Here is a 13704-nt window from a genome sequence, read left to right as displayed (position 1 = left end):
TAATTAGTATATGAATCAGGCTACCAAATTATTTATTGCGTTTATATTTTTCATAGTTGGAAACTTCGCTTTTGCTCAAGAGATGAGTTTCGAAGAGTACAATCCTCCCTCAACCCTGAAAGTCCCTGAGCATCCAGTGAAGCGAGCAAAGTTTCCTTTTGTGGATATTCACAGCCATCAGGGTGGGGTGAATGAAGAGAAAATAGATCAACTGATTTCTGAAATGGACGAGATTAACATGGGAGTGCTGGTTAATCTTAGCGGTAGAGGTTTTGGGCGTGGCAATAGCAATTCCCAGCAAGATTATATCAAGGATATGATCCAGGAGTTCAATACACACGCTCCAGGAAGATTTATGGTGTTTACCAATCTGAATTTTGCAGGTTTTGGGGATAAAGATTGGACTAGGCTTGCGGTAAAGGAATTGGTAGAAGATGTAGCTGCAGGAGCCAGTGGATTGAAAATCTATAAAAGTCTAGGACTGAATGTGAATGATGTAGCTGGCAATCGAGTCCCTGTCAATCATCCAGATTTGGACGCTGTCTGGGCGAAAGCCGGTGAATTGGGTATTCCGGTGATAATCCACTCAGCAGATCCTGCGCAGTTTTGGCAGCCTATGGATGCTAATAACGAACGCTGGCTAGAATTAAAAACCCACCCTCGTCGTAAGCGTGGTGCTGATGATCCAGCTCCATTTGAACAGATTATGGCTGAGCAGCACGATGTCTTTGCCAAGCACCCAGAAACGACTTTTATCAATGCGCATATGGGTTGGATGGCCAATGACCTAGATGAGGCAAGTGCGCACTTAGAGAAATATCCAAACGTGAACTTTGGAATCGGTGCTGTGATCGCTGAGTTTGGTCGTCAACCGAGACGTGCAAAGGAGTTTTTTGAGAAGTATCAGGATCGTGTCCTGTTTGGAAAAGATGCTTACAATAAGGAAGAGTATTATACCTATTTCCGCGTACTGGAAACAGAAGATGAGTATTTCCCTTACTACAAAAAATACCATGCTTTCTGGGCAATGTATGGCTTGGGCCTATCTGATGAGGTCCTGAAAAAATTGTATTACAAAAATGCCTTGCGAATTGTACCGGGGATGGATAAGAGTGTTTTTCCGGATTGATTTAGATTTCCCCGTAGTTGAACGCTGATTACTGAAGCAGATTTTCGCAGAATGGTAGGGACTAATAATTTTTGTCCAAAAATTCCAATACTAACAGTGCGAAAAATCTTTCGCCCCTACATTTTTTTAAACACCTAATGTAAAGCCGCGTTACATATCATTATTAATATGTAAAGAAAATCGAAAAACCTTTACATAAACCCTTTGGTATGTAAAGAAACTATAGCTTTTCTTTGCACATAGCTTTATCTTTGTAAAGAAAATTGGAAAATCTTTACATATGACTTGGAATCTAACTCCTTTGCCTTATGACCTAGAATTGGAAACAAGAACAATTCTCAAGCAACTTCCTACTGCGCATGCGGCATTGGCAGAGTTGAAAGGATTGGTATATTCTATCCCCAATCATGAGATTTTGCTGAATACGCTGGCGATTCAAGAAGCCAAGGATAGCTCAGCCGTGGAGAATATAATCACTACCCACGATGAGCTTTTCAAGTCAGATTTGGAGTTTGAGTCTATGTCTCCAGCGGTCAAAGAAGTGAAAAATTACGTGGCGGCGATGAAAAGTGGATTTGATTTGGTAGAGACACAAGGGGTATTGACCAATCAGATAATTCTTCAGATCCAGGAGATCTTGGAGGGGAATAATGCAGGTTTTCGCAAACTGCCAGGCACCGCACTTAAAAATACACAGACTGGTGAAACTGTTTATCTTCCACCGCAAGATGCCGATGAGATACTTAGACTGATATCCAATCTGGAGCAGTTTATCAATCGTCCCGAACTGAGTGATCTAGATCCCCTGGTGAAGATGGCTATTATTCATTTTCAGTTTGAGAGCATTCACCCATTCTATGATGGAAATGGTCGTACAGGAAGGATTTTGAATATTTTATACTTGATTTTGGCAGGCTTGCAAAAGCTTCCGATCCTTTACCTGAGTAGCCATATTATTCGCAACAAAGCTGACTATTACCGCTTGCTTCAGGGAGTGCGTGAAAATAGAGATTGGGAAAGTTGGTTATCTTATATGATTAGAGGAGTTGAAAATACTGCCCGGGAGACGATAGATCTGATCGAAAAGTTGAAGGTTTTGATGGCTGAAATGAAAATTCGGCTTCGAGATAATTATAAGTTTTATTCTCAGGAATTACTCAATAATCTGTTCAAACATCCATACACGAAGATTGAGTTTATCGTGCGTGACTTGGGTGTATCTCGTATCACTGCTGCTAACTATCTCAACAAGCTGGCAGAAGATGGTGTGCTGAGAAAAGAGAAACTAGGCACAGGAAATTACTATGTGAACGAAAAGCTATATGCGCTGCTCACTTCAAAATCTTAAGGAAAATGAATGCAAAGCACCAACAAAAGAAACCCAGAATCAAAGCAACGCTTAAGTATCTCGTTGTCTTGATTCTGGTATTGTTGGTGACGATTTTGCAGGATTACCTGCATTCCAGAACTAACGAGTATCCATTCTACGCTTCCGAATCTTTCCTTTTCAATACCTTTTGGATACTGATTCTGCCAGTAGCTTTTCTATTGAATTGGTTATTTCAGAAGGTTTCTATCAGTGAAAAGCTTCCAAATTTATTTGTCCAACGCTTCGTTTTTGTCCTTGTAGCGACTGTAGCTCACATGCTACTTTTTGCTGGCTTGGTGCATTTGATATCCGCGAGTTTCTATGAGCATACCTTTGGATTTATTCGAAACCTTCGATACACCATATCTGAGGATTTATATAAGTATTTGCTAATTTATTCGGTAATAGCCTTGTTGCTGATTAAGAAAAAGAAGCCTGCTAAAATTGAAAAAGCTAGATTTTTGGAGCAGCTGATTGTGGGTTCGGGAAGAACAAAGACTGCGATCCATTGCAAGGATATTTTGTACATCAGAGCTGCTTCACCCTATATAGAAATTCATGTAGATGCGAAAAAACACCTTCATACTTCTACACTTAAATCTGTTTTGGAGCAGCTGAATCCAGCGAAGTTTGTGCAGATCCATAAATCTACTATTGTTAATCTGACTAAAGTTATTTCCTACAAATCCCGTCTCAATGGAGACTACGATGTGCAACTTTCTAATCAGAAGGAAATCCGATTGAGTCGAAATTATGTGGATAACTTCAAGCAGAAGCTTTCGAAGTACCCATCGTCTTGAGTTAGATTTTCCACAGCATAGCCTATTTTATTTTTGGATCAGCAGACTTCTTTGCAGCTTTTGGAAAAACTGCGAAATGAAAAACTATAAGTTAATTATGGGCTGGCTGATGATTTTTATTTTCAGCTCCTGCACAGGGCAATCATTAAGGTCCAATAATGACAAAATTGTCGGTGGCCCTTGCGAGGGCTGTGAGGCAATTTTTGAATTTGGAGACGAGAAGCTAAATGCCATAGATACGCTTCCGCTCTTTTTGGAAAACGAACCTAAGTTGAAAGTCACAGGAAAGGTTCTTCAAAAGGATGGTAAAACACCCGCTGCAGATGTTGTCCTTTATATCTACCATACCAATCGAGAAGGAATCTACGAGACCAAAGGAGATGAAGTCGCTTGGGCTAAACGGCACGGCTTTATTCGTGGATGGTTAAGGACTGACAGTGAGGGAAATTATACTTTCTACACATTTCGGCCAGGAGCTTATCCTAGTAGTAATGAACCAGAACATATTCATCTCACTGTAAAAGAGCCAGGAAAATCTGCTTACTATCTGGATGAATTTGTGTTTGAAGATGATCTACTTCTTTCAGATGAAAAGCGAAAGAATTTACCAAACCGAGGAGGCTCTGGGATAGTGACACCTGTGAAAGCGCATGGATTGTTGACTGTGCACAGAGATCTTATTCTTGGCTTGAATATTCCAGATTATGAATGAGTTCCAAAGCTTCATTTTTGGACTGTTAATGGTTAGTTGCGTAGTAGGTTCAGACTCTAAATCTTCCGAGTATATCCTAGAGCCAATTTCTACAGTGGAGGCAGATACTCTTGCAATTGACATAGTTGAATCCAAAATATTTTGGAAGGGCACCAAAATGATGGGATTGGGAAAGCATGAAGGCGAAATAGCGATTCGTAATGGATATCTATTGCAATCCAATGGGCAATTAACTGGGGGAGAAATTATCATAGATATGAATAGCATCAGCGTGACAGATATTCCTGCTACAGATCCAATTCCTATTCGAAACCTCACAAATCACCTTAAAAGTGCTGATTTTTTCGATGTGGATAAGTTTCCATTTTCAAGATTTACGATTGTTCAAGTCATGAAAGATGAGAGCGGGGAATTGGATATAGTGGGTGAATTAGAGATAAAAGGAATTTCCAATACAATTTCATTTAGAGCTACAGCTCATAAAAATCGATTCACTGCTATTATCGAAATAGATCGCTTTGATTGGGATATTGCCTATAGCGGGAGCTGGGTGGATCGAACGCTCGTGGATAGAGAAATACAACTAAGGGTTGAAATACTATGTAATTGACAGATTGTTTATTTTATTGAGCTAGATAAAATTTCCTTCGCTTGCAATATTTTAAATACAAAAGTCAAAATGATGGGACCAAGGGTCCTAGACTACTTGGACAGATATTTCTGGCATCTGGGATAGTGGTGATTCTAACCGCATTTTTTGTGGAGTTAGATACAGCTCCTGTCAAAATAGCGCTAGTAGGCGGAGGGGCATTAGTGTTAGGAATATTCTTAAGCTCTATCAACTCAGGAATTCTGTTTGACTTTCGAAACAAAAAATTCAAAGAGTATCAAAAGATTCTCTGGTTTGAATCCGGAGAATGGGTAGAGCTCCCAGAAATAAATCATGCAGAAATCATACACCACACTTATCGTACTTCTTTTATCCCAAATGGGATTACTCCTACATTCAATGGGCTAATCACTATTTATAAAGTAGTCTTGTTAGCGGATGGCACCAAGTTTTTAGCGCTTGATTTTGCGACAGAAAAAGATGCGGTTGCGGGCTTGGAGGTAATTAAGGAGAGGTTGGGGATTTGAAAAAACAAAAGTAGGGGCGAAAAATCTTTCGCCCCTACCTATTTGTAATCCTTAGAATCTCAAGCTCAAACCAAGCATAAAGTTGGTTCCAGCCATGGGATAGTAATAGTTTTCAGTCACCAATTCCTTTTCGCTTTCTCCCGGCACGAAGTAGCTGAAGGTATAGCCATTAGGCTCATACATCTCATTGAAGATGTTATTCACCAATAGATTTAGCTCCAAGCTTTTGAAGAAACGTGGCTGAACTGAGTAGCTGATGCGGATGTCATTGGTGAAGAAAGCATCCAAGGATCTTGAGTCACTACTGCTATTATCCAGGTATTGCTTTCCCACATATTTGCTCAGCCAGTTTATCGATAGGTTTTTCACCGGCATAAATTCGATCATTGCTGAGGCTACGACATTTGGCGAGAGCGCGATATCGGTATCAGTATAGGTAAAACTATCCTGAGTAAATTCAGGTGTACTGTAATCATCTACGTATTCTGTGAATTCTTTGATTTTGTTTTGACTTAGTGCAAGGTTACCTCCAAAAGTCCAAGCTTTTGAAAGCTGATAGGCAGCATCCAGTTCTATACCTGCCCGGTAGGAATCTGCCACATTTTCACGTATATAAGCCCCCACATTATTAATTTGCCCAGTAGGGATCAGTTGATCTTTATAATCCATGAGGTAGAAGTTTGCATTGTACGTGAAGCTTCCGCTTTGGGCTCTTAAGCCAGCTTCAATATTGTTCAAGCGCTCAGGTTTAGGTATTTCTGTGATTTCATTGTCTGTGAAATCAGCTCTTTTCGGTTCTCTATTTGCTACAGCGTAGCTTGCGTACCAAACGCGTCCGGATTTCTCGTAACTGATTCCCACTTTTGGATTAAAGAAGTTGTATTTCTGCTCATCATCCAATATCCTACCATCTTCATTAATTCCGGAGAAGGTGTAATCAATAGAGCGTAACTGTAAGTCACCATACAGGCTAAGTCCCTCCAGGACTTCACGAGTAGCTTTCAAATAGATGTTTCTATCATCTTTTACCGCGGTATTGTCATAATAATGATCACGTATTTCTGTGTCTCCGGCTATTCTTGCCCAGATAATTTCACCAAAGTGATCTCCATCGTAGCGATTGACTCCTCCACCTAGAACCACATCCCAGCGACCATTATTGGAAATGTAATTAAGTGAAGCGACACCTCCGAAGAAGTCATTATCAAGCCAGAGTCTTCGGATAATATCAGTATTGGTGATGATCGAATCTCCAATCGTCACATCTGGTAATCTGTAATCTGAATAAGGATCGTCTTCCCTATATTGCTCATAATATCCCCTTCCGTAGGTGTAATGAAGAGCAGCATTTACTTTCCAATTGGTTCCGACCTTTCCAGCATAAATCAACTGATAGTGATCCTGCTTGTAATTATCAGTTTCATTGTCATAGGTGTAATAGTTGTAAGTTCTATCATCCTCAAGCTTTGATTCTGGAAGGCCATACCAGCTTTGGTAGGTTTTTTCCTTTCCGGAAAAAACATTCAATTTCAACACCTGGTTTTCGCCAAAATAGCCAGCCGAGACGAAGTATGAGCTCAGATCTGAGCTAGCTCGATCTACGTAGCCATCCGAGGTGATTTTCGAAAGCCTCGCATCTACAGCAAATCGGTTGTTTAGCAGGCCAGAACCCACTTTTATAGTATGTTTGAATGAGTTAAATGATCCTGCTGAATTATCAATCTGGGCATAAGCATCATCATTTCTGGTATCAGTCTGGAAGTTTAGACTTGCACCAAAAGTCGCTGCGCCATTGGTGGAAGTTCCAACTCCACGTTGAATCTGCAGGTTGTCCACGGAGCTGGCGAAATCCGGCATATTCACCCAAAATACACCATGTGACTCTGAATCATTCATAGGAATACCATTTACCGTCACATTGATTCTACTTTGATCCGATCCTCTGATTCTCATCCCAGTATAGCCGATTCCGGCTCCAGCATCTGAGAAAGTAACCACAGATGGGGTGAAATTCAATAAAATAGGCATGTCTTGACCTAGGTTTCGCTTTCCTAGCTCTTCCTTACTTATCTCTTGAAAAGTGGTGGGTGTACTTTGGGAAGCTCGAGTTGCTGATACGATAAATTCCTCTGTCATCAGATCGGTTGGATGAAGTTTTATCGTCAGTTCACCAGAATGGGGTAATTCCAAAGTCTGTTTGACCGTGCTGTACCCGATGTAGGAAACTCGAAGTTCTAAGGTTCCGGTTTGTAACTTGCTGATGGTAAAAATGCCTTTTTCATCGGTGACACCACCTTTTCCTTGATTTTCTGCCCAGACAGAGGCTCCTATTAAGGCTTCACCAGTTGAGGAGTCTAGCACTTTTCCAGAGAGGCTTTGCTGCGCCCAGCTTGAAATGGAGGCTAGGCAAAAAGCCAAGCCAAGTAATACTTTTTTCATGTGTTTTTTTTCCCTTTCAGGAGATTGAGTGAAACATGAGAAAGCTCTAGGGAAGCTCCTCGTTATCTGTTTACCCTGTAGCAATGGCAAAATCGAAAATCCAGAAGGGTACCACTTCGGTTCGTTGATCTTGTCTCTTACTACTCTTGTTCATTTCCCTTCGCCGGCATTATCCGGATCAGGTCGTATGGGTATGATCTCAGCCCGTTTTGTTAAGGCACCCCCTATGATCTTTGAGTAAAGGTAATGGGGAAAAGTTGCTTCGCAAATCTGTCGATTAGAAAATTATTTTCTTCAAGTCTCATTCGTTCAGTTTATCCGGAGCCATTCCTGCTTTCTCTATTACCGATGTCTCAAATCTTTTTCCTAAATTTCTAATCAAACCCTATTAACCTATGAAAATCTACAAACTGCCTTCGGGCACACTTTTGCAAAATGAAAATCAGGCATTTTTAGGCCCAGAATTAGATTGGGACGTTTTGCTAGCCAAAGAAAATCTGAAGAATTACCTCAGTGCTGAATCCAAATCTTGGCAGCTGATTTCATCTGGAGATGCTGAGGCAATCCTTGCAAAGGGCATTTTGGCCCCAATGGGAAATCAGGAAATCTGGGCGGCTGGTGTGACCTACTACCGAAGCCGAACTGCTCGAATGGAAGAATCTCAAGATGCTGGTGGAGCAGATTTTTACGATAAGGTGTACAATGCTGATCGACCTGAGTTATTCTTCAAAGCGACTGCTAGCAGAGTTTCTGGGCCAGGAACTGCCGTGAATATCCGTAAGGATTCTACTTGGGATGTGCCAGAACCAGAGCTGACCTTGGTGATCTCCCCCGCTGGAAAAATCCAAGGATATACCTGTGGGAATGATATGAGTAGCAGGAGTATAGAGGGAGAAAATCCACTCTATTTGCCTCAGGCGAAGGTTTATGCAGGTTGTGCGGCGATTGGGCCTTGTCTTTTCATTACGGATAAAGCGATAGAAGAAACTGCCACGATCAGGTTAGAAATCTTCCGAGGGGATGTTTTGGCTTTTGTAGGTGAGACTGCTTTGACGCAACTGAAGCGTAAACCACAGGAACTGGCTGCTTGGCTTTTCCGAGCAGATACTTTCCCTATAGGTTGTTTTCTGATGACAGGTACAGGTATAGTTCCAGACGATTTTACACTGGAAGCTGGAGATAAAGTTAGAATTGGAATAGATGAGATTGGAGTATTAGAGAATGTTATTGAGAAAATCTGAGTAACTATTATTACCTATTTATCCTTATCAACCATGGCCTACGATGAGTTTTTGGCGGAACGCCTCGCAACTACCTTTAAGCAAAAGAATATTGCTTTTACGGTCAAGAAAATGATGGGAGGGCTCATACATATGGTAGATGAGAAGATGTGTATCGGTCTAGATCGTGATAAGAAAACAGGTGAAGATCGCATGATGGCACGGGTGGGGGAAGCTGCTCAAAAATTATGTATGAAACGGACAGGCTGTCGAGCGATGGAATTCACGGGCAGACCGATGAAAGGCTTTGTTTTTGTTTATCCTGAGGGTTTTGATTTGGATGAGGATTGGGATTTTTGGGTAGAAAAAGCATTGGCATATAATCCACTAGCGAAAAGCAGTAAAAAATAAATGACTCAGTTTTTCCAACACAAACTTCGTTTACGGCCATTTCCGGCAGGATATCATTTGATCACTGAGGAAATAGAAGATGCGATTCCGGAAATTGCTCAGATTAAAACTGGATTTCTGCAGGTATTTATCCAGCATACTTCGGCTGCTTTGACGATCAATGAAAATGCAGACCCTACAGTTAGAAAAGACTTTCAGACCTTCGTAAATGAGTTAATTCCAGAATCTTATCCACGGTTTATCCACACTTACGAAGGCCCAGATGATATGCCGGCGCACATTAAAGCTAGTTTTTTTGACACAAGTCTTCAAATCCCCATTTCTGGTGGAAAACTCAACATGGGAATTTGGCAGGGAATTTATCTTTGCGAATTCCGTAGAAATGGAGGGAATAGAAGCTTGATTCTCACGGCTTATGGAAATTGAGTTTATGGAAAAGTAATTTGCTCCAATTTGTGACCATTGATATAATATAAGTTGAGATTGACGGCTAGGCTGATATTTTTGTTTATAGTCAACTATCTATGTCAAAGTATCTTATCCTGTTTGGGCTACTTGTGTCGCTTTGTTATGAGGGTTATACCCAATCTCAATCGATGCCCAATGCCTTTGCATCCAGACTGAGCGAGCCGATTAGCTTGGACGGGGTGCTGGATGAGGCTATTTGGGGGCCGGAGGGATGGAACGAGAATTTTACGCAGTATTTTCCTTCTGATACTTCTCAGGCTAAAGTGAGGACGAGGACCAAAATCGCTTTTGATGATGATAATCTCTACCTCGCCGCGGTAATGGAAAATCTAGAGCCTCGGAAATATGTTTCTACCTCGCTCAGAAGGGACTATCGTGGCGAAGCAAATGATGGGATTACTTTTGTCTTTGACACTTTTAACGATAAAACCAATGCCTTTCAGTTTGGGATAAATCCTTATGGTGTACAGCGTGAAGGTTTGCTTTCAAATGGTGGCTCCAAATCAGAGGATTTGAGCTTGGCTTGGGATAATAAGTGGTTTGCAGAAGCTGTAATACTGGAAGATAGCTGGGTAGTGGAAGCGATTATCCCACTCTCCACCTTGCGATTTAAGGATGGTGCTCAAAACTGGAATGTGAATTTCTATAGAATAGATAGTCATGAAGGTGAAAGAAGTACCTGGTCTCCTATTCCACGTCAATTTTCCATCATCTCACTTGCCTTCAATCGCAAATTGATTTTTGAAGAACCACTTAAGAAGACTGGAGCCAACATTTCCCTTATTCCTTATATCGCTGCACGGACCTCGAAAAACTACTTAGAAGGAACTCAAGAAAAACCTACTCCAGCTATGGGTGGAGATGCCAAAATCGGCATTGGTCCGGCATTGAATCTTGATTTGACTTTTAATCCCGATTTCTCACAGGTGGAGGTAGATGAGCAAGTGACTAATCTGGATCGATTCGAGATATTTTTTCCCGAGCGAAGGCAGTTCTTTTTAGAGAATGGGGATCTGTTTGCAAATTTTGGTCATCCGCTGGCAAGACCATTTTTCTCCAGAAGAATAGGTGTTGGTCGGGATGAGAACACGGGTCAGAATATTCAAAATAAGATTATCTATGGAGCTCGGCTATCGGGTAAGGTGACTGATGATTGGCGAGTGGGTTTGATGAATATGCAGACTGCTAGTGACGAGGAAGCAGGTATATCAGGCAAGAATTTTTCTGTTTTGGCGGTTCAAAAGAAGATTTTTGCACGATCAAATATTGGATTCATCTTCGTAGATAGAGAATCTCTGGCACTTGATGAGTACCAATCTCTTTTCGATCCCTCGGCTTATAATCGATTAGTAGGCTTAGAGTATAATCTGGCTTCGGCAGACAATAAGTGGACGGGTAAGGCTTTTTATCATAGAACCTTTGAGAAAGATGTGGGTGAAAACCCAGGAACCTTCAATGCCTACGTCAATTATGATGCATTACATTGGAGTTGGAGTGTTAGCTATTTAGATATTGGTGAGAGCTTCAATCCTCAAGTAGGATATGCTCCGAGGGTTGGTTTCAAGCGATTCAATCCTGATTTATCCTATATGTTTTTCCCACAGTCTCGGATAATCAATCGGCATGGTCCTAAGGTCGATTACGAGCAGTTGTTCAATGAAAAGCTGGGCACTACTGACCGTGATTTGAAGTTTACCTACGAGGTACACTTCCAAAATTTAGCTCAAATAACGATCACGCAGCGAAATAGATATATTTATCTTTTTAGCGCATTTGATCCCACCCGGACAGGTGGAGAGCCTTTGTCAGCTGGTACGGATTACAGTACCAATACATTTGGCTTGGAGTTGAAAACTAACCCAAGAAAGCCTTTTAACTTAACCTTGATAAGTGAATTTGGCCAGTATTTTACTGGGAATATTAGATCGATTCAAAGTGAAATGGCACTCCGCTTAGGTTACACGGCTAACATTTCAATGAATTTCAGCTATAACCAAATTAGATTACCAGAGCCTCAAGCAGATGCTAATTTGTTGTTAGTTGGCCCTAGAATAGATCTGACATTTACCAAGAAATTGTTTTGGACTACCTTCGTTCAGTACAATAGTCAAATTGATAATTTAAATATCAATACACGGCTGCAGTGGCGATATGCGCCAGTTTCTGATATGTTTATTGTTTATACTGATAATTATTTCCCAGGTGACTTTTTGCCCAAGCAGCGCTCATTGGTTATAAAACTAAATTATTGGCTGAATATTTAGAAGAGGAAGGTTTGGGTGAATCTATCCTTCGGATGCTTAAGGAAGTAATGCGGGTAATTTTGAAATGTTACCTTTTTAGGTAACTTTGAAGAAGTTAGAAAAGCAAATACTATTGAGCGATTTTAAAAGAGAAATAGGTTTTTATGAAAGCCACTTTAAGGACTTCTATTTAAAACAGTCATCCAGTGTTCGTAAGAAAATAGATTGGACTCTTTTATTGATAAAAACTACTCGGATAGTTCCAGAAAAATTTCTAAAGCATCTTACGAATACAAATGGGCTTTGGGAAGTACGGATATCAGCAGGAAATGGGATTTTCCGGATTTTCTGCTTTTTCGATAAGGCGAATCTAGTTATTCTTTTAAGTGGGTTCCAAAAGAAAACTCAGAAAACGCCCCAAAATGAAATTAGAAAAGCAGAAAAATTGAAAAAGGAATATTATGAAAGCAGATAAAAGAATTACATCATTTGATGATCATTTGAATGAGCAGTACGGCATAATTGGGACTGAATCTCGTGATAAATTTCAAGAAGAATTTGAAACATTTAAAATTGGGATTCTTATTCAGGAGGCTAGAAAAAAACAGAATCTAACCCAAGAACAGCTAGCTGAGAAAGTGGGAACCACTAAAAATTATATTTCAAGAATCGAAAATAATGCAAGTGATATTAGACTTTCAACTTTAATGAGAATTATAAGAGAAGGTTTAGGTGGAAGTTTGAAATTCTCGCTTGACGTTTAACATGGGATGTAAAACATCAAAAGGGGATCAGTCTTCCTATCTTGAAATTACATTTTATGAGTAAGAACTGTTTTAATTGCGGAAGAAAAGGACAAGAATTTCATGGGTATTCTATATGCGATTCTTGTAAAAAAGAATTGCGATTATTTACCAATGAAACGGTTGAAAAGTATGCCGCAAAATTTACCAAGCCTGCTTATATAAAGGATATTAAAGACAAATTGCAGTTTTTAGAAACTGATCTTATCAAGAAAAAATTAAAACTCCTGGATATCCTGAGTAAATTAGAAAAGTGACCTATTCCGATACTATTGCGCGTTTATATGATTTGAGAAATGCTGAAAACGTAATTTTCAAAGAGAGGAAGTTTGGCATAGTTTCAAATAATGCCTTAGGAATATACCACAAGGAGTTAAAAATGATAGCCACAGAGCTAGGGCATGATAACGAACTTGCCTTGCAACTTTTTGATAGTGGAATTTATGAAGGTAGATTGTTGTGTAGCATGATGCTCAAACCCAAAGATGTTACCGAAGCACTAATGGAAAAATGGGTTAAGACTTTTGATAATTGGGAAATTTGCGACAGCTTCAGCATGGGTCTTTTTTCTAAAAGCAACTTTGCCTTTGCCAAAATAGTTGAGTGGACCGGTAGAGAACCTGAATTTGAAAAACGAGCAGGCTTTGCTTGTTTAGCTTCGTTTTGCATGGCAGACAAAACCTCAGAAAATGAATTATTTGAGAAATTTTTTCCAATAATAATACGAGAGGCTACGGATGAAAGACTGTATGTTAAAAAAGCAGTTAATTGGGCATTACGGAACATTGGGAAAAGAAATATCGATCTAAATAGAAAAGCAATTGAGGTTGCTAAACAGATATTAGAAATTGATCTTAAATCAGCAAAATGGATAGCAAAAAATGCCCTAGTTGAATTACAAAAAGAAAATAGTAGAATGTCGGATTATCCCCGAGCTGAATACAGAACATCAATCATGCATTGAGCTACTTGG

At 40.1% G+C, this 13704-nt stretch carries 15 protein-coding genes and 1 riboswitch; of the genes, 14 read left to right on the top strand and 1 reads right to left on the bottom strand.

Annotation, left to right across the window (positions count from 1 at the left end; genetic code table 11):
- The first annotated feature begins 10 nt into the window (after positions 1-10).
- The 6 genes from LV85_RS00480 (at position 11) to LV85_RS00455 (ending at position 5147) form a co-directional block, all read left to right on the top strand.
- Positions 11-1129, top strand: a complete 1119-nt coding sequence (locus tag LV85_RS00480) for an amidohydrolase family protein (RefSeq protein WP_111316222.1) — start codon at positions 11-13, stop codon at positions 1127-1129.
- Positions 1130-1409: 280 nt separating this feature from the next.
- Positions 1410-2477: a Fic family protein gene (locus LV85_RS00475; RefSeq protein WP_111316221.1), complete on the top strand. Its 1068-nt coding sequence runs from the start codon at positions 1410-1412 to the stop codon at positions 2475-2477.
- Between the two features lie 5 nt (positions 2478-2482).
- Entirely contained in the window at positions 2483-3298 is an 816-nt protein-coding gene (locus tag LV85_RS00470; protein ID WP_111316220.1) for a LytTR family DNA-binding domain-containing protein, read from the top strand.
- Positions 3299-3374: 76 nt separating this feature from the next.
- Positions 3375-4010 carry a dioxygenase family protein gene (locus LV85_RS00465; RefSeq protein ID WP_111316219.1) on the top strand — a complete coding sequence of 212 codons (636 nt, stop codon included), beginning with the start codon at positions 3375-3377 and terminating at the stop codon, positions 4008-4010.
- Positions 4003-4620, top strand: coding sequence for a YceI family protein (locus tag LV85_RS00460; RefSeq protein ID WP_111316218.1), 618 nt, complete (start codon positions 4003-4005; stop codon positions 4618-4620). The genes LV85_RS00465 and LV85_RS00460 overlap by 8 nt, the downstream gene beginning before the upstream one ends.
- Positions 4621-4661: 41 nt before the next feature.
- Positions 4662-5147 (top strand): hypothetical protein, encoded by a 486-nt coding sequence (locus tag LV85_RS00455; RefSeq protein WP_111316217.1) that lies wholly within the window; start codon positions 4662-4664, stop codon positions 5145-5147.
- Between the two features lie 51 nt (positions 5148-5198).
- On the opposite strand, the gene LV85_RS00450 is transcribed toward LV85_RS00455, so the two are convergent.
- Positions 5199-7586, bottom strand: a complete 2388-nt coding sequence (locus LV85_RS00450) for a TonB-dependent receptor (protein ID WP_111316216.1) — start codon at positions 7584-7586, stop codon at positions 5199-5201.
- 138 nt (positions 7587-7724) lie between these two features.
- Positions 7725-7821: riboswitch (TPP riboswitch) on the bottom strand.
- Positions 7822-7981: 160 nt separating this feature from the next.
- On the opposite strand from LV85_RS00450, the gene LV85_RS00445 reads away from it, so the two are divergent.
- The 8 genes from LV85_RS00445 (at position 7982) to LV85_RS00410 (ending at position 13695) form a co-directional block, all read left to right on the top strand.
- Complete coding sequence (locus tag LV85_RS00445; protein WP_111316215.1) at positions 7982-8827, top strand: fumarylacetoacetate hydrolase family protein; 846 nt, start codon at positions 7982-7984, stop codon at positions 8825-8827.
- A 33-nt stretch (positions 8828-8860) separates the two neighbouring features.
- On the top strand, positions 8861-9217 hold the full coding sequence (locus LV85_RS00440) for a TfoX/Sxy family protein (RefSeq protein WP_111316214.1): 357 nt from the start codon (positions 8861-8863) through the stop codon (positions 9215-9217).
- A complete protein-coding gene (locus LV85_RS00435; protein ID WP_111316213.1) occupies positions 9218-9643 on the top strand; it encodes a secondary thiamine-phosphate synthase enzyme YjbQ in 426 nt (141 codons plus the stop codon).
- Positions 9644-9741: 98 nt separating this feature from the next.
- Positions 9742-11949 (top strand): carbohydrate binding family 9 domain-containing protein, encoded by a 2208-nt coding sequence (locus LV85_RS00430; protein WP_111316212.1) that lies wholly within the window; start codon positions 9742-9744, stop codon positions 11947-11949.
- Positions 11950-12034: 85 nt separating this feature from the next.
- The gene (locus LV85_RS00425) at positions 12035-12403 is read left to right on the top strand and encodes a type II toxin-antitoxin system RelE/ParE family toxin (RefSeq protein WP_317046422.1); all 369 of its coding nucleotides are present in this window, start codon (positions 12035-12037) and stop codon (positions 12401-12403) included.
- Positions 12390-12692, top strand: a complete 303-nt coding sequence (locus tag LV85_RS00420; RefSeq protein WP_111316211.1) for a helix-turn-helix domain-containing protein — start codon at positions 12390-12392, stop codon at positions 12690-12692. Before LV85_RS00425 ends, LV85_RS00420 begins: the two co-directional genes overlap by 14 nt.
- Positions 12693-12748: 56 nt before the next feature.
- Entirely contained in the window at positions 12749-12988 is a 240-nt protein-coding gene (locus tag LV85_RS00415) for a hypothetical protein (protein WP_111316210.1), read from the top strand.
- Positions 12985-13695 (top strand): DNA alkylation repair protein, encoded by a 711-nt coding sequence (locus LV85_RS00410; protein ID WP_111316209.1) that lies wholly within the window; start codon positions 12985-12987, stop codon positions 13693-13695. Before LV85_RS00415 ends, LV85_RS00410 begins: the two co-directional genes overlap by 4 nt.
- Positions 13696-13704 lie beyond the last annotated feature (9 nt).

Origin of the sequence: Algoriphagus chordae, assembly GCF_003254055.1 — a bacterium.
GTDB classification, from domain to species: Bacteria; Bacteroidota; Bacteroidia; order Cytophagales; family Cyclobacteriaceae; genus Algoriphagus; species Algoriphagus chordae.
The sequence above is the reverse complement of the archived record's forward strand: the minus strand, read 5'-3'. Positions and strand labels throughout refer to the sequence as shown.